Genomic DNA, 20,226 nt, shown 5'->3' on the forward strand with positions numbered 1-20,226 from the left:
CAATATTTACCTTTTTACGGCTGCAAACAACCAATTTGGTTATTTGCAACCACCAACAACCAATTCTGAATTGGGCACATAAATTAATATCCTGCCTTATGCCGAAGATCATAAGGAAGGAATATAGTGGTAATACAACAAAGGATAGACGCTCCGACTTAGGAGCGAGATATTGTCCGTAGGGCAGGGTGGGATCTATTCCTTCTTACCTATTCCTATTTTTTTCCAATCTAGGTCATAGGCAAGCCCTATCCATACAGCACGCGGCGCGCCCGGCCCGATGAATGTCGTATTGTTATATAACGTCTGACCATCTGCTTGCCTGCGGTAGTTTCCACCTGCATCAAAAGGTGTTCTCCCTAAATCACCAGCCGTGGCATATTTCTTGTCGAAGATATTGTCGGCCTTCACGAACAGGGTAAAACCGGCATCAAACCTATAGGCCGCCCTCACATTAAATATGGCATAGCCTGGAATAGTGCCATTGCCAAGGTAGTCATAACGATCCCGATTGAATCTGTATGGATCAGAAGCAGTAGGTGAACAAGGATTACATGCATTGGAAGCAGGACGTGCTTGATGCTCGTTATTCTCATTCCCGCGCACATAGGAGAATGAATGCATAATCATGCTTAATGTGGCATCAAACCTATCACTGAAGCGGTAATTCCAATTAGCTTGCACAATATGCCGCGGCAAACCGGTCATATTATCGCCAGGCTCGATATTCACATAGGATTGCAATGTTTGCGGGCCGGTATTACTGCTATTATTGGGGTTGATTGCATTGGCGGGTGATTCAAATGTCGCCAGCAGATAGGTGTAATTTAACCCAATCCGGCTTCTTCCCATCTCGCCTTTAAAACCCATTTCTATGCCTTGACGCAATGTCTCGCCGAAATTATCAAAAACCCCCCGGTTCTTGCGCCCCAAAGGCATGAACAGAATGTCGTCCTTGAGCTCGGTTCGAAACAGGCCTACGTTCCAGCTAAACTTATCTCCCATGCCCCGCATGCCTATTTCATAGGCCGTAGACCTCACCTGCTTGAGATAAGGATCAGCAGACAGAGAGGTAGGGATGGAACAGCCATATTGGTAGTTTTCGCTGGCTGGCTCATTATCCTTGGTGTAATCACGCGCGCAACCAAGCTCAATCACGGTGGGAACCCTCGCCCCGCGGCTTATATTCCCATATAAAGATAAACTCTCAATCGCTTGCCAGACTACACCCAAAGCAGGATTGAAGCTCCGATAGTCATAATCCCCATCCGTACATACCCAGCGCGCTTCTCGCTCATTAACATTAGATGAACCCTCCACCCTGCAACGCTGCCTTAAAGGATGAAAATCTGAAGATTGAAAATTATATAAGTCTTTCCCTCGATCAGAAATCAACGTATTTTTTACATTCGACCAGTTGAACCTGGCTCCATACGTAATATGCAGATTATCCACCGGCGACCAGGTATCGCTAAAAAACACCCCTTTGGTGCGGCTACTTCCTGTCAGGTTGTTCCTGATAATCTGGTTCGTAGCCGCAACAATCCCATAGTCAGTATAATAATCAGGGTCGCCATAATAAACCTCGCGGTCAGGACTCATTTCCGCAAGCTGTTGGGACTGCAAAAACCGAATGTCACTTGTATCATAACTTGCGCCTGCTGTAATTTGATGCCTGTCCAAGTCGAACATGGCCTGCACCGCCCAGCCCTTTCCCCGCTGCTTCAAATCCGTTAAGTTGAACATCCCGGTCAGGTTCAATCCTGCAGATCCACCACCAAAGCGATTGACGCTTTCATACACATCCCCGCTCGTTCCCGTCTGGTTCATGTTACGCCGATAAGCGAGCGCCGAGATCGAAATATAATCGTTTACATCCCAACGACCATTCAAATTGTAATGGTTCAGTTTATTAGTAGATTCATCGGGAGAAGTAAACACCCATTTGCGGTTGGTCTCCGCCATTTCGAAAGACAACAGGCCGTTGCCGGTCAATGCCGTATCAACATTGAGCGCGCTGAAGTTGAGCTCACCTTTCGGCAGCTTCAGAGTCACATTGTTGTACAGTTGTCTCAGGTTACTGGGTGAGTTCTGACGCCAGCCATCCTCCTCAAAATGGTTATAGGCGGTAAACAATCCCAGAACGCCATTATTAATGCCATTGGAAACCTGCACCTGTTGCCTCCCCCAGGCGCCGGCAATCACTTCGCCGCGGGCGTGGTTGTCGGTAAAGCCAGTCTTGGTACGGATTGCCAACGCACCGCCCAAGGTATTGAGGCCAAACAAGGGGCTGGAGCCTGGCAGCAAATCCATGGAGGCAATCGCGTTCATCGGCAGCAAATCCCAGTTCACGACATCGCCGAAAGCCTCATTGACCCGCACGCCATCTAGATAAACGGAAATGCCCTGCGGGGTGCCGATCATGGGGGAAGCAGTGAAGCCGCGGAAATTGAGGTCTTGCTGGAAAGGATTGCCTGCGTAGTCGTTGATGCTCACCGACTGCATGTTATTGTTCATGAATTCGGTAATGTTGATCGCCCGCGACTCCGAGATTTCCTTTCCGGTCGCGCTTTGAATATTGGTTGCGGCCTGTTCCCGGTCAATGCCTACGCCAGGCAATGGGCTAACGATGCGGACCCGCGGCGCCCGGATCACGATCTCCTCAACCCTGATGGCGGGCTCGGGAACCGCATTCCCCTCCTCTGCTGCAATATTTGCTTCCTCTTCTTCTGCGGCAATCGCCAACTCTACAGAAGTCCCCAGCATTAACAGTAATGCATAAATGACTTTATGCTGGCGAATGCTTCCCAGCTTGACTTGTGTCAACACGCTCTCCTTCTCCATATCCATCATCTTGTTTTTTCTAATGAATACTGGCTTTCCAGCCAGCTTGGAGAGCAACCCAGCAAAAGTTAAGCCATCAGGACAATGGCAGAATAACAACCTGTTTTTATTGGGAAATTAATGAAGTGGGATTAAGTTAATAATTGGATGATGGTTGTATACACACCCATATGGCTGTAGCCACATGGCTACATACAACCAAATTAATTAGAAAAGGGCAAAAGCAAAAAGCCACCGACTGGTGGCTTTGGAATATTGGTAGACCCGAATGGACTCGAACCATCGACCTCTGCCATGTCAAGGCAGCGCTCTAACCAGCTGAGCTACGGGTCTATTTGCTCTTGAAAACAAGAGAGCTGCGCATTTTAGCGCAATGCCCTTGGGTTCGCAATCCTGAATGCCAAAAATCTAAGCCTGCGTGCGCAGCGAACACGCCGTTATAATAATGGTTAAATTCAAACCAAGGTTCTTCATGCTGCCTTTTGCTACAACCAGCCACCATATCGACCAGATCACTGACGGCATTGCCGGACAAGGCTATGTGATCGTGCCCGGATTCCTGCCTGACACTTTTATTCAGGCGTTGCGCAACGAGGCCCTGACATTGCAGGAAGCCGGCAAGCTGCAGCGCGCCACCATAGGCAAGGCTGAAAACAACCAGTTGGATAACAAGGTGCGCGGCGACCTGATCCATTGGCTGGACCATGCCGATGCCAGCCCGGTGCAGCAAGAGTTTTCCGCCATCATGGAAACCCTGCGCGAATCGCTCAACCGCCACCTTTTCCTGGGCCTGTTCGAGCTTGAAAACCACTTTGCCATCTATCCTCCGGGCGCGATTTACAACAAGCACCTGGATCAGTTTCGTGGCAACGAGGAGCGGCAGGTCAGCTGCATTCTCTATTTAAACGAAGACTGGAAAGAGGAATACGGCGGCCAGCTGCGCCTCTACCTGGATGGGAAAGAACCCGAGCCTTATATCGACACCGTACCGCTTGGCGGCACGCTTGTCGCGTTTCTATCCGGCAAGTTCTGGCATGAAGTGCTTCCAGCGTCCCAGCCACGCATCAGCCTGACCGGATGGTTCAGGAAGCGCGGCTCCAGCCTGTCATGAGCTTGCCAGGGCTCGACCCCCTGTTCGACCCGGAACAGTTCCGTGCCAGCGGCCATGCATTGATCGACATGCTGGCCGAACAGCTCGCCAGCGAGTTGAGCGGCGATGCCAGCCTCATCCAATGGCAGCCTCCGCTTGAGGCGGAACAAACATGGCAGGAAACCATGCCGGAGCATCCAGAACTTCGTCCTGAAGATTTCGCCGATTGGATTCGACAGGCAATATTGCCCCGCAACCTCGCGATGCACCACCCGCACAGCATGGCGCACCAGGCAGCGCCGCCCTTGCCCATGGCGGCGCTTTCCGACCTGGTGGCTGCACTGAGCAACCAGGCCATGGCGGTCTACGAGGCAGGCCCGGCGGCTACGCTCATAGAGCGCCAAGTCATCCGCTGGCTCAATACCTTAATCGGCTGGCCTGAAGGATCTGGCGTGCTGACCTCGGGCGGCAGCCAGGCCAATCTCACCGCCCTGCTTGCAGCAAGACAGCAGGTTGGGAACAGCATCTGGAACAAGGGCGTCGACACTGCGCCGCGGCTACGCATCCTCACATCAGCGCTTTCGCATTACTCCATCAGCCGTGCCGCAGGCATCATGGGGCTAGGAGCGGAAGCAGTCCTCCCTGTAGCAGTGGATGCGGAAGGAAAAATGTCCACCGAGGCCTTGAAGCAAGCGCATGACATGTGCACAGCACGGCAGGAAACCGTCATGGCGGTGGTGGCGACCGCAGGCTGCACAGCGACCGGCAGTATCGACCCGTTGCAGGCAGTAGGGGAATATTGCCGCTCGCACGGCCTTTGGATGCATGTCGATGCCGCTCACGGGGCCTCGGCACTGCTTTCGGCAGATCATCGCAAAAAACTGGAAGGCATGGCGCTGGCGGATTCCGTCACCTGGGATGCGCATAAGCTGTTGTACATGCCCGCCACGGTCTCTGCCGTGCTGTTCCGCGACGCTGCCAGCAGCTATAGTGCGTTCTCGCAGGACGCCTCTTACCTGTTTCATGAGGACGACGACATAGAAGCAATGGGTTTCAATACCAGCCGCCGCACCTTGGAATGCACCAAGCGCATGATGGGGCTGAAATTGCTGGCGGCTTTCAAGCTCTACGGCAGGCAGGGAATAGCGACCTTGATCGAGCATGTATTCTCCCTGGCTGGACAGTTTGCCGGCCTTGTCGCCAAAACCCAACACTTTTCCTTACTGATGCTGCCGCAGACCAATATTGTCTGTTTCCGCTATTTAAGCAATGCCGCATTGGATAAGGCAATGTTGAATGCCTTACAGATGGATATCCGAAAAAAACTGCTGCAACAGGAATTGTTCCATTTGAGCCAGGTTAATATCGACAGCCATATCTGGCTACGGTGCACATTCATGAACCCTTATACCCAGCCGTCGCACCAGCGAGCCCTGCTGGAAAGCATCCGGCTTATCGGCGACAGCCTGCTTATACAGTCCGCCTGATAAGCGCCAATAAAAAAGGGCAGGTGGACCCTGCCCTTTGCTTCCTCGAATGCTTGCCTGTTTACTTGCCGGACTCCAGGCCTGCCAGGCCAGCCTTGATGAAGCTGTCTACCGCATTTTGCGCAGTCTCATCGTCCTGGCCTTCAGGCGGCTCGTTACCGGTATCGAAACGGTAGAAACGCGCCATCCAGCTTACCTTGGAGTTGCTGCCATCAGCTTCCACCTTGATGCGGCCGGTCAGAGAACTTACCGGCAATGCCTCGAGTGCGATCTCGCCGCCCAGGCGGTATGACAATGTCTTGTTGGCGACGTCCAGCTCGTCTACCTGCTGCTGGATCTTGCCTCCGTTTTGCAGGGTCAGGTTGGCGGTCTTGTCATCGACGGCTTCGCATGCCTTGACTTCAGGGTGCCACTTGGCAATGCCGCAAGGCTCGGCAATCTTCGCCCAGACTGCGTCCGGGGCGGCCTTGACCACAACCACCTCATCCGTCTTGCGCGGGGTAGGGCCGTGAGCGAATGCAGGCGCGGCAATGGCAAGGCTGAGTATTGCAATTAATAACTTCATCTTTTTTTAAACCTCAAATGTTGTTGAACGAAATCGAAAAACCTTGGCGGCATAAAAAACGCCAAAATCAATAAAAGTGCTGGCAAGGCAAACCATGGCCTGAGGTCGGTCTTGCCTGACCGCCAAGTTGCCATGCCGGTTGCGGTGGCATCACGCGCGAATCCATGCGGCGAGTCCAAGCGTTTATATTTAAGGCCTGTGGTTTCGGCCAATTGCTTCAGTTCTTTTTCATTCAGCCCGGAAAGGTTGGCTTTTGTATCTTCTGCCGGGTTGCGGCCATGGGATGCGTTACGGCGGTTAAGGCCGTCGTCGTCCTCCACTTCCATGTCCTTTTCCATTTCATGGACAGACTTGGATGTGAACATGCCGAACGTGGCAAAACGCATCACTTCTTCCAATTCCCAATAGCCAATGATGTTGTCGTGCTCGTCCAGCTTGGGAATCCTGCTCAACTCTTCCTTGCCTGTACCGACCAATATGCCGCCGACTTCGCCCGGCTTGCCCTCGAACTTGGGCAAATAATCAGGGTTGGATGGCGGCGCCTGGTGCCCATCGGTAAAGAATGCCAGGTGCACGTCGGGCCCAAGCTTGGCTGCCTGCTCGATGCCGCTCAACACCCCGTGGGTAATGAACGAATCCGCAGCCCAGGCCATGCGCCAATCCATGTGGTCTATGGTTTGGTCCAGCGCGGAGAAATGCGCACAGACCTCTAGCGGCCGCACGATGTTCTGCGTTCCGCGTTCGGTAAACATGCCAAGGGCGACGGTGGAGCCGCAAGGCAGGTCACGCAATGCTTCGCGCATGGCTTTCTTGGAGAGCTCCAGCCGGCTGATGCTCTTCCCGTCCAGCGTATAGTCACGCACGTTCATGCTTTGGGTGATATCCAGCACGAAAAACCAATCGAACACCCGCCGCGGCAACGTGGCGCTGGGGCTCAGCATGGTGATCGCGAGCAACACCACGCTTGCCAGCATCATGCGGCCGCGCAGGTCCAGGCTGGAAAATCTAAAGCGCTGCAAAATCAAGGCATCCCTCTAGGAAAACCGGGAATCGACGGCCAGCCGTCAGGGCGCTTTTCGTCTTCCTTCACCTCATCGTCATCCTCGTTATAGCGGTTTGGCGTCTTCACCCCGGCAAACGACGGCGACAAGCGCAAAGCAAGCTCCAGGTTGTATTTGGCCTCGATCCATTCGGGATCGATGAGGAGCGCCTTGCTGTAGTTCTCCTTGCACAACGACATCAACGGCCCAACCTTGTCCCAGGAAACGTAGCCTTCGCTTTCGAGGATATCCACGCTCTGGGCAAGATACAGGTTGCCGGAATTGAAATAGGCGGCTTTGCGCAGTTCCTCACCCCCCTTGGCGGCGGCTTCGACATAGAGCTCGAGCGCCTGTTCGGTTTGCCCCTGCTCTGCCAGCAACCAGGCATCGGCAAACAGCTCGCGCGCGGACTTGCCTGACTGCGGCTCTCCTGCTTCCAGCTTGTGGTTGTAAATGTCCGCACGGTACAGACTCACGCTGCTCCAGACCAGGCCTGCCGTAGCGAGCACCAACAAGAGCAACATCCACGGAAATAGCCTTAAACGGCGCGCCATCTCTTAACCTCCGTCAGGTGTAGGGCAAATAATGCTGCGGCACACAACAGCGACAATAAATAGAATATCCAGCTCAAATCCTGGCGCGCAGCGGCTTCGTAATACTTCACAGGCTGGTTCTTGAGCTCGGCGATGTCGGTCAGCGCCTCTTCCACCGCTTTTGGGCTTTCCGCTTCGTATATGTGGTAGTTCACACCCAACGTTTTGAAGTAATCATGCAGCTGATGCTCGGGATAAGCATCGAGGTCCTCATCCTCAGGCGCATTCTTGATGCTGACGCCGTTGGCAGAACGCAGGTAAACCCAATACAGGGAGGCGCCCTGGCGATGGAACATTTCGCGCAGCAAATCCTGCGTCTTCACATCCAGATGCGCCCCGCCATCGGACACCAGCAGGATCGCCCGCGCGCCGGTAACCGGGCGCCCCTCGAAATAATCCAGCGCCATGCCGAGGCCGCGCGCCACCGCGGTAAAGCCCATGCCGCCCGCTTCCGTGGCACGCAATGCGGCCAGCACCGCCTCGCGGTCGCCGCCCAGGGGCGCAACCAAGATGGGAGAGGTGCTGAACGTCACCATGCCCAGCAGATCCTCGCGGCTCTGGCTCACAAAAGACTGCAGGACACGGCGTGCCGCCGCCATTTTCGATTCGCTATCGCTCTTGGCGGAGTCGGCGAAACTGTCATTCATGCTCGCACTGCGGTCCAGCACAATCATGACGTGCGCACCGCGCCCGACTTTTTCCAGTTGTTGCTCGCCCCAATATGGCCCGGACAATGCAATCGCCATTGCGGCAATAGCCAACGCCCCCGCCCAACGCCAAAAGCGTTCTATCCACAGCGACAGCTCATCCTCGGGCAAGCGCAGGATGGATGGGTAAGGAAATGCGGCATGGCCGCGCACCAGCAATGGCACCAAAGCCAGCAGCAATAACGCCAGCCAGCCCGGCGCTTGCAGCCCGGCGCCCGCGTTCTGGAGAAACTCGCTCACGGCGTCTCCATCAAGCTCAGCTGGCGTGCCAGCTTTTCCACCTCGGTCTTGCTGATGGTGTCGGCCTTGCCCGCAAAGAACATCTGTTGCGTCGCCAGGAAGAATTTTTCTATCTCAGCCTGGAATTGCTGCGTTTCAGGATGCTTGGCAAAGAATTGCTTGAGCCCTTCCTGGGTGACGGCAGCATTGGCATAGTCGTTGAACGCACGGCTCAAAATCCGGATCGATGCCTGCAACCCGCCTTGCTGGTTGCGCAGGCGGCGGATTTCCCGCGCGGCCTTGCGGAAAGGGCTGGCATGCTTGCCGCGGAAAGGCAGGTAGTCAAACCGCCAGGCAAAATAAAGAACAGCGACCAAGAGCCCGACGATAGACCAGCCTATTTGCTGCAGGATAGGCTCCAGCGGCTGCGCCTGAGGCGCGATGGCCTCACGCGGCGTCGCCTGCTCCTTGGTCAGCATCGTGGGCAGCATGGGAGCCATCAGGACTTCGGCTGGCTGCAGACGCGCCACCAGGATCTCATCCCCCTTGCGGAACTGCAAATCCAGGGCGCGCAACGGAATCGACCGGACATCCCGCAGGGTGCGGAATACTTGCCAATCGAACAGGAGGGTATGCTTGACCCCCTTGCTGGTGTTCTCGGTTTTATGTGCGACATCGCGCAACTCGATATGGGCGCCCGCCCCGAGGCGCTTTGGCAACGAGCTTTCATCGAATTCAAAGCCTGTCGGCACCACGACCTCCACCCGTTGCTCGACGATATCGCCGACACGGTAGCCGATGTCGCGCACGAACGATTGCGCATTGATGCTCTTTTCCGCGGCAAAAGCAGGCAAGGTCAGGAATAGCAAAGACAACAATACACGTCTCATCAACTAGCCTCCAAAAGATGACGCGTCAGCAAGCCGGCATCAAATTTGTCTTCAATAAAAAATGGGGCGCGGGCGCCGTATTGCCGGCACAGCTTCTTGAGTTCGCTCTTGCGTTCCAGGTAGCGCTGTTCGATTTCGCGCTTGAGGCTGCGCCGCAGGAAAATGGAACGGTCGCCTTGACCCTCCATATCCCTGACGCGCGCCCATCCCCATTCAGGAAGGTCGCGGTATTCGCTGCTGTCCCACAGCACCAAGGGCACGACGTCGTGTGCAGAGAAACTCGTCAAGGTATTGCTCAGCAATGTCTCATCCAGGTGGAAATCGGAAATCAGGAACACCAATGACCGGCTTGGTCGCACCTGCTCGATCGCGCGCGGCAAGCCTGTTGCCCCGGACTGGGGGCGAATGTCCGCGCCCAATATTTTCCGGTGCAACTCCTGGGCAAGGCCACGCCGGGCGGAGGGAGGGCTGAACAGATCCTGCCGGACAACGTCATCACAGGCCAGCAGCGAAAACGCGTCCCCGTGACGGGTGCTGGACCAGGCGATTGCCGCGGTAATATCGGCAAGCAAGCGCTTCTTTTCGGCATTGCCGGCAAACCGCATAGAGGCTGATACGTCCAACAGGGCATACACCACGATCGCCCCGCGCTCGAAGAAAGAGCGCACCACGTAACGCCGAGGAATCACGCGCAGGCTGGCGCGCAAATCCAGTCGGCGCGGATCGGGATTGTCCATGAAAGGCACATGCCCGGCAAAATCTGTCCCGCTACCGGGTGTGCGGGTGGCATGGGCTCCCGGCTGGGCGCCGCGGGCACGCCAGCGGAGGTGGTAATAGAATTCCTGTGGTGTAAAGCTTGCCAAAATAATGCTTGCCTGTCAGGGCCTGTGCAACCTAGGGCGCAGGGATCTTGTTGAGTACGCCGCTCAGCAGTGCAGGGGCAATTTCATCGCGGCGCAATTCGTACGCCGGCGTAAAGAACACACGGTGCCCTACGGTTTCAGGGAAAACAGCACGGATATCATCCGGAGTCAGGTAATCGCGGCCTTCCAGCCAGGCGCGTGTACGCGCTGCCCGCATCAACATGGCCATGCCGCGCGGGCTGGCGCCTCCGGCCACCAGGCGGCTGATATCGACGTCTTCGATCTCGATGCCGATACGCTCCGGGTGGCGCAATGCCTGCCAGATATTGACTGCATAATCCTGCAAGGCAAGCTCGGAACGCACGTTTTCCTGGATCGCGGCGGATACCGCGTTCAGTTTGTCGTAGGGAACCAGGCCGGGCTCCAACGTCTCGATCAGCGCGTCCGCATCGTGGAACCGGGTACTGAACATCAAGTCGCGCTGCAGCTCTTTATCCTCCGGCGCGGTCACGGAAACTTCCATGAAGAAGCGGTCGCGCGCCGCGGCTGGCAACTCGAACGTTTCCTCGCGCTCGAGACCGTTTCTATCGGCAAAGACGGTCAAGTGGGGAAAGGAATAGTCGCGATTGAACGCATTGACGCTGCGCTCAGCCATCAGTCTCAGCAATAGCGAATGTGCTTGCGGCCGGGCACGGTTGATTTCGTTGAAGAAAAATACGGCCAGGTTTTCCTCATGCCGCAACAACGGTCCAGGCGCCACGGCAGGCTGGCCATTCTGGTCGATATAGGCATGGTAGAGAAAATCGCCCGGCATGAGGTCGATCGCGCCCTCGATGCGTTGATACGCGCCGCCAAGCAAGCGAGAGGCCGCTTTCAGCAAGGTCGTCTTGCCAACCCCGACGTCGCCTTCAAGCAGGACATGTCCGCGCGAGAAAATGGCAATCGTCAGTGCGCGAACCTGTTTCTCCAGTCCAAGCATGACCTTATTGGCAGATTGCTCAAATGACAGTGCGCGCTCTCGCCACTCATTCAGATTTATTTGCTCTTGCATCTCATTGCATCCTGCTGACTGAAGATTTTATTTGAATGACACTTTGGGAAATGTCATTTAAATAAACTACCAACCAAGCCTGCCATCTCAGTAAAAAGGCTGATGTCCGTATCCGGACATCAGCCTTCGACATATCACAAGCTTACTTCACGTCAAACTTGAAAGTGCCGGTAGCCTTTGCATTGGCAATACGCTTAGCATTGCGCTCATCAATTGCCTTGATAGCAGCTTCTTGCTTGCTGAGTTCAGCAGCATCGTGCTTAGGATCGTACTTAGAACCAGCAATCTTCTCTGGATAACCAGGCTTGGCTTGCCAGCAGTCGCCAGGAGCACGACAGGTTTGGCCGTCATATGCGAAAGCAAGGCCAGAGGCAACCATCGCACCTACGGTTGCTACTAATGTCAAAACGCGTTTCATTGATATCTCCTTGTGTTATGGTTGCTGGTGGTACTACTGATCTGCCGGAGGCCACCAGTCAGCTTTCCGGCAGAATTCCTATGCACAATTAACTGAAATTAACCGTTGCGATGCTCAAAGGTATCCACTGCTTTCTTCGCCTTTTCTGGCTCAGTTTGCAAAGCGCGTACCCAGCTCATGACATGCAAAATTTCATCCGGCTCGAGCAAGCCCTGCTGCGGACCCATTTGACCAGCCGCCCCACCATAAATGGTTTCAAACAGGCCCTTGTCTTCCAAATTGGTTGGATAAGTCCAGTAATCATCTGACAATGCAGGGCCCAGCTTGCCTTCAGCCAAGTGGCCATGGCAACCAGAGCAAGCTGTTGCGAAGATGACGTAACCTTTATTCAAGGCTTCTTGGTCACCGTTGTACGGATTGACACCAGTATTCTTGAATTCCTTGAATTGCGGGCTTTCGGTTTCGCCTTCAAAGTCCAAAGGCTCACCGGAAATGGTGCCACGGAAATCAAGGTCCGCTTGTGCAGGCATCAAGGCAAAGCCTGAAGCCAGAAACACACTCAAACCACCTACAACTGCTAATTTTTTAAACATTTACTACCCCGGAGTTACAAAAAAACTAGATTGGCAAGAGAGGAATGTGTTCTCTCTTGAGAATCGCATCAATCTCTTGCTGGCTAGACGTAATGGCCTTGTCCAACTCAGCCTTCAAGGCTTCGTCGCCAAGCCGTACGCCCATTACTACTTCGTACTGCATAGGAATTTTGCTGCCGTTGGCACGCGTGGCGTTGTCTTCGATCAGCACCATATTCAACGGTGTGGGGGATTCCGCCACATACTTTGCAACTGTCGGGCCCCAAATGGCAGCAGCATGCAATTTCATGGTAATCACGTCATTGACCAGCTTGCGCTCGTCAATCTTGATGTAGCGATTACGCGTGGACTTGAAATCGGTCAGCTCGGTCAGATAGTCGAACATGTCATCAAAACGGCCGATCTCAAGCATCATGTTCTTGGCAGGACTGTCAGGTAAGAATCCCAGCCTAAAATTGCGCTCCTTGAGGTATGGATGATCCCAGGAGGTAATATCTATTTCCCTGTCCTTGCGTGTCACGAACACATAACCGGACTTATAGTAGGTCTTGGTATTCAGGACGCGTGGATCGCCCTTGTCCAATCCCAGCAAAACATCACACTGCTTCTTGTCAAGAAAATCCCTGACCGAGTAGCGCGCATCAGACCACCACACAAATGAGACCTTGCGGTTCATGGCCTTGCCGACCACCTTGGCAATCTCATTCTCAAAGCCCTGTTGCTTGTCATTTGAGTAAGGCAACTCGTCCTTACCTGCGCATACTCTCAACTCATCTGCCGCCTGGGCCTGCAAGGCCAGCATTCCGGCAACACCAACCAATGCGGCTTTAACAGCACTGATACAGGATTTCTTATCAACAATATGCATGTGTACTCAATTCCAAAACGCAATTTCACTTAGATACCGGGGCAGACCTGCTGCCCCGGAATATCACATCAGCTTGCTTTTACTGAATTACAGGCTGAACACCATCAGGCCACCGCCCATTTGAGTGTGGTTCTGCAGCTCCTTGAAGGCACCTACAGCACCCAGACCAGCGCTAGGATCGGTCAGGTCGAATACCAGACCAACGCCAGGCCAACCACCTACACCGTACATGGAGCCGATGTATTGCTTACCCTTGAACTGGTAGGTCATAGGAGCACCGATACCACCGGATGGCATCTTGAACTTCCACAGTTCCTTGCCGTTGTCCTTGTCCAGGGCCTTGATGTAGCCATCAAGCGTGTTGTAGGCAACCAGGCCGCCCTTGGTAGCGAGAGTACCGCCCCAAACAGCGAACTTCTCCCACTTGGTCCACTTGTACTTGCCTGTCACGATGTCCATGGCGCGTACTTGACCCATTTCCTTCTTGGTTGGGCCGCTAGGTCCAGGGTACATCGCCAGGGTTGCACCTACGAAGAACTGACCGGCACGGTATGGCAGCATGAACGGCTCCCAATCCATACAAATGTGGTTCAGGCCTGCGTAAACGATAGGCTCGTCAAGATCCAATGCATCCAGACCTTGGTTGTGGAAACCCATGGCGGAAGGACATACGTTGGTGCTCTTGTGGTCCATGCGTGTGCTGAACTCAGGGTCACGTACTGGCGTACCTGTCTTGAGGTCAACTTTCTTGAACACGTTTACGGCTGGATCAACCTTGGCAGCCTGGATCAGGTTACCGTTGTCACGGTTCAGCGTGTACATGATGCCGTTACGGTCGATGTGGGTCAGCAGAGGAGTTACCTTGCCATCAACCTTGTGATCGGAAAGGATCATTTGGTTCACGCCAGCGAAGTCCCACTCGTCGTGAGGAGTCTTTTGGTAACCCCACTTGGCTTCGCCTGTGTCCAGGTCACGCGCCCAGATAGTCATGGTCCACTTGTTGTCGCCAGGGCGCATGGTTTCGTTCCATGGCGCTGGGTTACCGGAACCGTAGTAGAACAGGTTCAGCTTAGGATCGTAAGCGTACCAACCCCAGTTAGTACCGCCACCGATCTTCCATGCATCACCTTCCCAGGTCTTCAGACCCAGGCCGAATTGACCGTAGTGTGGATTGTCGCTGTTGAAGTTCTTGGCCAAGCGCACTTCTTCGTCAGGACCAGTTGCAAAGGCACGCCATTGCAGTTCGCCGGTCTTCAGGTTGAAGGAGTTAACAGCACCACGAACACCCAGCTCAGCACCGGAGCAGCCAACCAGAACAGTATTCTTTACAATGAATGGAGCTTGGGTCAGTGTTGCACCAACCTTAGGATCACATACTTCGATTTCCCACACGACCTTACCGGACTTGGCATCAAGGGCAACCAGCTTGCCGTCCAGCTGAGTCTTGACGATCTTGCCGTCGCCGTAAGCCAAACCGCGGTTAACGATGTCGCAACATGCAACAGCCTTAACGGAAGCGATTTGCTTTGGCTTGTGCTGCCAGGCAATCACGCCAGGGTCATTCAAGTTAACAGCGAATGTGTTGTTAGGGAACGCACTGTGGATGTACATCATGTCGCCAATCACCAATGGCGCGCCTTCATGACCGTGCAACACGCCGGTGGAGAAAGACCAAGCTGCCTTCAGGTTCTTGACGTTGCCTTTATTGATTTGGCTCAGTGTGCTATTGTGCTGACCAGTGTAGTTACCGGTTTGCAAAGCCCAGTTGTCTGCGTTCTTTGTCAGATTTTGCAGATCTTGGTTTGCCTGAGCACCTTGCATCGTCGCAAGCACCAGCAGACTGCTGACAGCAGCGCTGATACCGACGTGGGTTACTCTGCCTTTCATATACTTCTCCTCATTCTGGTTTGATTACAAACTCCCTGCCGATCGGTTGTTACTCGGCAGAAACAATTTTTAACAATTTGTAACAAGTGCAACAGATGAAAGATTCCCGATTAGATAGGAAAGTATTCACACCAATGTCGTGACCCAGCCTTGCCGGGAAGCATGATATTTACAGGGCTTATAGCTAAACTGCCTGAGCTACTCCCTCTAAATGGCTGGGGCATATTGCTATATTTAAAATATCCCCTTCGGGAAAATCACCCGAACCGCCTAAGGATTATGTTGAACTGCCGCTAAATAAAAAACGCCACAAGGCTGCCCTTGTGGCGTTTTCTTCATTGTTACAGCAAATGCCGGTCAGCTCATTGCAGCAAGCAAGGCACCATATCCCGATACATAATCCGGGTGGATAAACTGATAACCGCTCGCCAGCATCCGCGCGTTGCTCAATTTCTTATTGCCTTGTACCGGGGGCGTTGCACCGCCTGTATAAACGATGTTCTGCTGATCGGCAAGCCAGCGCAGAAGGTCATGGACTGGCAAGGGCTGGTTGTCCGTCACCAGGTAGAGACGCTCAGGCATCCCATAGGCTCGTTGCTGTATCAGATAAGCGATAAATGCAGCGCCGTCGTCCCGGTGAATGCGGTTGGTCCATGCGTTCCTTGACGGCCACTGCTCCGGCGTTTGCGCCAAGGTGATCATGCGCAGGCGTCCAGGCCCGTAGATGCCGGAAAACCTCAACACGCTGGAAGGATAATCCGCCAGCAGGGCCTCTGCCTCCAGCATGCGCCTGCCGCTGAAGTCGGAGGCAATGGCCGGTGTATCCTCATCCAGCCAATCTTCCGTTTCCTGGCCATATACGCCCGTGCTGGAGACAAAAAACACATGCTGCAATGGAACATTCTTCAATGCCGATAATAGATTGCGCAAGCCTTCAACGTAGCTGAGACGGTAATTCTCATCGCTGTATTCGGTCGCTGCGACACAGTACACCAGTATTTCCAGCCGGGTGTGGGAAAGCGGCTTCAGCGTTTCCGGCCGGGTGACATCGGCAATCAGGGTTTGCACGCCGGCGGGCATGGGCTGTTCGGAACGCCGCAATCCCGTCACCTCATGTCCTTGCGCCGCCAGGCGGCGAGCCAACTCAAGGCCGAGATCGCCGCACCCCGCGATCAATACCCTGCTCAACGTTGCTCCTTCCCAGGCCATTCGCCGCGGAGAAATTTCTCCGCATGGAACAATCCGACGATGGTCTTGCCGTCGGTCAGCTCGCCGTTCCGTATCATCTGCAGGCACTGCTCCAGGCTGGCCTCGAACAATTGCAAGGCTTCGTCCACATCGCGGTTATGCTGCCCGGCGGACAAGCCTCGGGCAAGGTAGATGTGGATCACCTCGTTGGAATAGCCGATGCAGGGATGCTGCAGGCCAAGATAAACCCACTCTGCCGCCGTATAGCCTGTTTCCTCGAGCAATTCCCGCTTCCCCGTTTCCAGGTGCGGCTCTCCTGCGTCGATCTTGCCGGCAGGCAGCTCGATGAACACGCGGGACAAGGGATAACGGAACTGACGCTCGAGCAATAAATTGCCGTTATCCAGCACGGGAACTACCACCACCGCGCCGGGATGGATGACATATTCGCGCTGGCTGGTGGCTCCCGAGGGCACGCGCACCTGGTCGCGCTTGACCAGCAGCATGCCGCCCTCGGCAATGGTCTCGGATGACAAGGTGACCTCGGCAAGGTCCTGGTCGTCGTATTGGTGATGACTCATAAGATGAACTCTTGGTGTGATATGGCGGGGGCACAGTCCCTAAGGCTTGCGCCAGAGATAGCGGTATACGAAACCCGGGAATGCAAAGACGATGAACAAGCTGAAAGTGATGGCGTAAAATTCCCAGCCCTGCGCAGCCACCTGGCCGATACTGCCGCGTTCGACCGCAATCGCCATCATGCCGACGGCAAAATAAAGCACGATCAATTCCAGCAGGCTCCAGCCAAGCGCCTTACGCTGGCTTTTCAACGGAATGAAGTAAAACAGGCGCTCGGAAAACCAAGGCAAGTTGGCCGCGAGCAATGCCAGCAGCAACAGGATCGTAATTGTCATGACGTAGGCTACACTTCAGGCGCAGGATATGCTGCGCCTGACCTGATTATTGAATGCTGTGAATAATGGCATAAGCGCAAGCATCCATGAGACGTTGCGGCAGCATGCCGAGTATGAGTAAACCAATAGCATTAATACTCAAGACCAGCTTCATGTCAATTGGTGCCGCAATCGCGCTGCGGTCATCCGGCTCGTCAAAGTACACATATTTGACGACACGAAGATAGTAGAAGGCGCCAATCAGCGCCATGAGCACGGCAAAGACCACCAGTACCGTGAACCCTGCCTGCAACGCCGCCTGCAATACCGTGAACTTGGCGTAGAAACCCAGCGTCGGCGGGATGCCTGCCATGGAAAACATGACCAGCAACATCAGGAAGGCATACCAGGGATTGCGCTGGTTCAGCCCCTTGAGGTCTTCCAGTCTATCTGCTTCAAAGCCCTGGCGGCTCAAGAGCAGGATGACGCCGAAGCCTGCCAATGTCATCAGCACGTACGACAGGATGTAGAAGGTCGCCGAGGCATAGCCGTTCAGGCTGGCGCTCAAAAAACCCAGCAGCAGGAAGCCGATATGCGAAATGGTCGAGTACGCCAGCATGCGCTTGATATTGGTTTGCGCAATCGCGGCAATATTGCCTATCGCCATCGACAAGACGGCCATGATGACCAACATCCCCTGCCAGTCCGCCGCGAGCACGAACATGGCCTGGATCAACAGGCGCACCACCATGGCGAAGGCCGCTATCTTGGTTGCCGACCCGATAAACAAGGTCACCGCCGTCGGCGAGCCGTGATAGACGTCCGGCACCCACATCTGGAACGGCGCCGCGCCAAGCTTGAAAGCCAAGCCGGCGACAATGAACACCAAACCCAGCACCAGCACGCCATGATCCGGCGCGCCATTGAGCAATGCCTCGGCCACCCCGGCGATATTCAAGCTGCCGGTCACGCCATAGAGCATGGACATGCCGTACAGCAACATGCCGGATGCAAGCGCGCCGAGCACGAAATACTTCATCGCGGCCTCGGTCGAACTGGCGTTGTCCCTGTCCAGCGCCACCAACGCATACAAGGATAGTGAAAGCAATTCCAGGCCGATGTACAAGGTGAGGAAATGCTGCCCCGACACCATGACCATCATGCCCAGGGTCGAGAACAGCACCAAAGCATAGAACTCGCCCCTGAACATGCCCCGCAACGAGACATAGGTGCGGGTGTAGATCAGGGTGACCGAAGTGGCCAAGTAGATTCCCAGTTTCAGGATATCCGCAAGCGCGTCATCCACGAACATGCCGTTAAAGGCGTATTCCACCACGGTAGAATGGGTCACTACGGTAATGATGGCCGCAGCAAGCAAGGTCAGCTGCGAGAGCACATAAATTAGGAAACGGCTAGACGGCTTGAGGAACAGGTCCAGCAACAGGATAAACATCGCCATCGCGAGCACGACGATTTCCGGTAGTGCTGTCATCAGGTCAAGGGATATGGCATTCATGTCGGTATATTCTCGTCACAATTACAGTGGCGGCAGCTTGCTCAACGCCATATGCTCAAGCAGTTGGCTCACGGTTGCGTGGGTCACTTCGGTGATGGGCTGCGGATAGATCCCGAAACCCAGCACCAGAATGGCCAACAGGCCCAGGATGAAGAACTCTCGCCGATTGATATCCTGCAGTGCGGCCACCTGGGGATTCGCGATCTCGCCGTAATAAACCCGCTTGATCATCCACAAGGTGTAAGCGGCGCCAAAGATCAGGGTGGTCGCCGCCAGGAAGGCATACCAGAAATTCACCTGCACCGTACCCAGGATCACCATGAACTCGCCGACGAAGCCGGATGTGCCCGGCAAGCCCGCATTGGCCATGGCGAACAGCACGGCAAAAGCCGTAAACACCGGCATGGTGTTGACCACGCCGCCGTAATCCGCAATCTGGCGCGAATGCATGCGGTCGTACAGCACGCCCACGGAGAGGAACATCGCGGAAGAAATGAAGCCGTGCGAGATCATCTGCACGATCGCGCCTTCCAGGCCCAGCGGGTTGAACAGGAAAAAGCCCAGGGTGACGAAGCCCATGTGCGAGATGGACGAATAGGCGATCAGCTTCTTCATATCCTTCTGCACCAGGGCCACCAGCGCGATATACACCACGGCGATCAACGACAGGGTGATCATGAAGCCCGCCAGGTAATGCGACGCGTCCGGCGCGATGGGCATGGCGAAACGCAGGAAGCTATACCCGCCCAGTTTGAGCGCGATCGCGGCCAGCACCACCGAGCCGCCCGTCGGCGCCTCGACGTGGGCGTCCGGCAGCCAGGTATGCACGGGCCACATCGGGATCTTGACGGCAAACGCCATGAAGAAGGCGATGAATATCCAGACCTGCACGTCCAAGGCCAACGGCATGCGGTAATACTCAGCGATATCGAAACTGCCGCTCTGGTGATACAGGTAGATGAACGCCACCAGCATCAGCAACGAACCGAGCAAGGTATAGAGGAAGAACTTGATCGTGGCATAGACCCGGTTCGGCCCGCCCCACACGCCGATCACCAGGAACATCGGGATCAACATCGCCTCCCAGAAGATATAGTAAAGGATGGCGTCCAAGGCGGAGAATACGCCGATCATGATGCCGGACATGATGAGGAAGGCTGCCATGTATTGCGCCACCCGCTTCTCGATCACTTCCCAGCCGGCGATGACCACGATGAAGGTGGTAAAGCTGGTCAGCAGGATCAAGGGCACTGCAATCCCGTCTACGCCCAGATGGTATTGGATATTGAACGCAGGAATCCACTGCAGGCGCTCCACGAACTGGAAGCCGCCATATTGCGTATCGAAACCGAGATAGAGCGGCACGGTCACGGCAAAGCCGGCAATGCTGCCCAGCAGGGCCAGCCAGCGCGCAGCGCCGGCGTGCTTGTCCCCGCCGGTGAACAGCACCAATACGCCTGCCAGGATAGGCACCCAGATCGACAGGCTCAGGAAAGGTAAGTCATTCATAGCTT

General features: G+C 54.9%; 19 protein-coding genes and 1 tRNA gene. 2 read left to right on the forward strand and 18 right to left on the reverse strand.

What is annotated here, in order from left to right; translation table 11 throughout:
* Nucleotides 1-195: 195 nt before the first annotated feature.
* Both ACJSDX_RS06060 and ACJSDX_RS06065 read right to left on the reverse strand, forming a co-directional pair.
* The gene (locus ACJSDX_RS06060) at nucleotides 196-2,943 is read right to left on the reverse strand and encodes a TonB-dependent receptor (RefSeq protein ID WP_407993932.1); all 2,748 of its coding nucleotides are present in this window, start codon (nucleotides 2,941-2,943) and stop codon (nucleotides 196-198) included.
* Nucleotides 2,944-3,100: 157 nt separating this feature from the next.
* Nucleotides 3,101-3,177, reverse strand: a tRNA-Val gene (locus ACJSDX_RS06065).
* A gap of 112 nt (nucleotides 3,178-3,289) precedes the next feature.
* Between ACJSDX_RS06065 and ACJSDX_RS06070 the strand changes: the two genes are divergently transcribed.
* Nucleotides 3,290-3,955, forward strand: coding sequence for a 2OG-Fe(II) oxygenase (locus tag ACJSDX_RS06070; RefSeq protein ID WP_407993933.1), 666 nt, complete (start codon nucleotides 3,290-3,292; stop codon nucleotides 3,953-3,955).
* Nucleotides 3,952-5,421 carry a pyridoxal phosphate-dependent decarboxylase family protein gene (locus ACJSDX_RS06075; protein WP_407993934.1) on the forward strand — a complete coding sequence of 490 codons (1,470 nt, stop codon included), beginning with the start codon at nucleotides 3,952-3,954 and terminating at the stop codon, nucleotides 5,419-5,421. Before ACJSDX_RS06070 ends, ACJSDX_RS06075 begins: the two co-directional genes overlap by 4 nt.
* A gap of 61 nt (nucleotides 5,422-5,482) precedes the next feature.
* Here the strand turns inward: ACJSDX_RS06075 and ACJSDX_RS06080 are convergent, their stop codons facing one another.
* The 16 genes from ACJSDX_RS06080 to ACJSDX_RS06155 form a co-directional block, all read right to left on the reverse strand.
* Nucleotides 5,483-5,986 carry an SRPBCC family protein gene (locus ACJSDX_RS06080; RefSeq protein ID WP_407993935.1) on the reverse strand — a complete coding sequence of 168 codons (504 nt, stop codon included), beginning with the start codon at nucleotides 5,984-5,986 and terminating at the stop codon, nucleotides 5,483-5,485.
* Entirely contained in the window at nucleotides 5,983-7,005 is a 1,023-nt protein-coding gene (locus ACJSDX_RS06085; protein WP_407993936.1) for a vWA domain-containing protein, read from the reverse strand. Before ACJSDX_RS06085 ends, ACJSDX_RS06080 begins: the two co-directional genes overlap by 4 nt.
* 2 nt (nucleotides 7,006-7,007) lie before the next feature.
* The gene (locus ACJSDX_RS06090) at nucleotides 7,008-7,550 is read right to left on the reverse strand and encodes a hypothetical protein (RefSeq protein WP_407993937.1); all 543 of its coding nucleotides are present in this window, start codon (nucleotides 7,548-7,550) and stop codon (nucleotides 7,008-7,010) included.
* Nucleotides 7,551-7,564: 14 nt separating this feature from the next.
* Nucleotides 7,565-8,566, reverse strand: a complete 1,002-nt coding sequence (locus ACJSDX_RS06095) for a vWA domain-containing protein (protein WP_407993938.1) — start codon at nucleotides 8,564-8,566, stop codon at nucleotides 7,565-7,567.
* On the reverse strand, nucleotides 8,563-9,435 hold the full coding sequence (locus tag ACJSDX_RS06100; protein WP_407993939.1) for a hypothetical protein: 873 nt from the start codon (nucleotides 9,433-9,435) through the stop codon (nucleotides 8,563-8,565). The genes ACJSDX_RS06095 and ACJSDX_RS06100 overlap by 4 nt, the downstream gene beginning before the upstream one ends.
* The gene (locus ACJSDX_RS06105) at nucleotides 9,435-10,298 is read right to left on the reverse strand and encodes a DUF58 domain-containing protein (RefSeq protein WP_407993940.1); all 864 of its coding nucleotides are present in this window, start codon (nucleotides 10,296-10,298) and stop codon (nucleotides 9,435-9,437) included. Before ACJSDX_RS06105 ends, ACJSDX_RS06100 begins: the two co-directional genes overlap by 1 nt.
* Before the next feature lie 31 nt (nucleotides 10,299-10,329).
* Nucleotides 10,330-11,349: an AAA family ATPase gene (locus tag ACJSDX_RS06110; RefSeq protein ID WP_407993941.1), complete on the reverse strand. Its 1,020-nt coding sequence runs from the start codon at nucleotides 11,347-11,349 to the stop codon at nucleotides 10,330-10,332.
* Between the two features lie 142 nt (nucleotides 11,350-11,491).
* The gene (locus ACJSDX_RS06115; RefSeq protein ID WP_309566638.1) at nucleotides 11,492-11,767 is read right to left on the reverse strand and encodes a methanol dehydrogenase; all 276 of its coding nucleotides are present in this window, start codon (nucleotides 11,765-11,767) and stop codon (nucleotides 11,492-11,494) included.
* 98 nt (nucleotides 11,768-11,865) lie between these two features.
* Complete coding sequence (gene moxG / locus ACJSDX_RS06120) at nucleotides 11,866-12,360, reverse strand: cytochrome c(L), periplasmic (RefSeq protein ID WP_405029521.1); 495 nt, start codon at nucleotides 12,358-12,360, stop codon at nucleotides 11,866-11,868.
* Between the two features lie 25 nt (nucleotides 12,361-12,385).
* Nucleotides 12,386-13,228 carry a methanol oxidation system protein MoxJ gene (moxJ, locus tag ACJSDX_RS06125; RefSeq protein WP_407993942.1) on the reverse strand — a complete coding sequence of 281 codons (843 nt, stop codon included), beginning with the start codon at nucleotides 13,226-13,228 and terminating at the stop codon, nucleotides 12,386-12,388.
* Between the two features lie 87 nt (nucleotides 13,229-13,315).
* Nucleotides 13,316-15,115, reverse strand: a complete 1,800-nt coding sequence (locus ACJSDX_RS06130) for a methanol/ethanol family PQQ-dependent dehydrogenase (RefSeq protein ID WP_309566642.1) — start codon at nucleotides 15,113-15,115, stop codon at nucleotides 13,316-13,318.
* Nucleotides 15,116-15,472: 357 nt separating this feature from the next.
* The gene (locus ACJSDX_RS06135) at nucleotides 15,473-16,303 is read right to left on the reverse strand and encodes an SDR family oxidoreductase (protein ID WP_309566644.1); all 831 of its coding nucleotides are present in this window, start codon (nucleotides 16,301-16,303) and stop codon (nucleotides 15,473-15,475) included.
* Nucleotides 16,300-16,884, reverse strand: coding sequence for an NUDIX domain-containing protein (locus ACJSDX_RS06140; protein ID WP_407993943.1), 585 nt, complete (start codon nucleotides 16,882-16,884; stop codon nucleotides 16,300-16,302). Before ACJSDX_RS06140 ends, ACJSDX_RS06135 begins: the two co-directional genes overlap by 4 nt.
* Nucleotides 16,885-16,923: 39 nt before the next feature.
* Nucleotides 16,924-17,217, reverse strand: a complete 294-nt coding sequence (locus tag ACJSDX_RS06145; RefSeq protein WP_407993944.1) for a DUF2818 family protein — start codon at nucleotides 17,215-17,217, stop codon at nucleotides 16,924-16,926.
* Nucleotides 17,218-17,263: 46 nt separating this feature from the next.
* Nucleotides 17,264-18,712: an NADH-quinone oxidoreductase subunit NuoN gene (gene nuoN / locus ACJSDX_RS06150; protein ID WP_407993945.1), complete on the reverse strand. Its 1,449-nt coding sequence runs from the start codon at nucleotides 18,710-18,712 to the stop codon at nucleotides 17,264-17,266.
* Nucleotides 18,713-18,733: 21 nt separating this feature from the next.
* On the reverse strand, nucleotides 18,734-20,221 hold the full coding sequence (locus ACJSDX_RS06155) for an NADH-quinone oxidoreductase subunit M (protein ID WP_309566652.1): 1,488 nt from the start codon (nucleotides 20,219-20,221) through the stop codon (nucleotides 18,734-18,736).
* Nucleotides 20,222-20,226: the final 5 nt, after the last annotated feature.

It is taken from the genome of Methylobacillus draconifructus (assembly GCF_045984355.1).
GTDB classification, from domain to species: Bacteria; Pseudomonadota; Gammaproteobacteria; order Burkholderiales; family Methylophilaceae; genus Methylobacillus; species Methylobacillus flagellatus_A.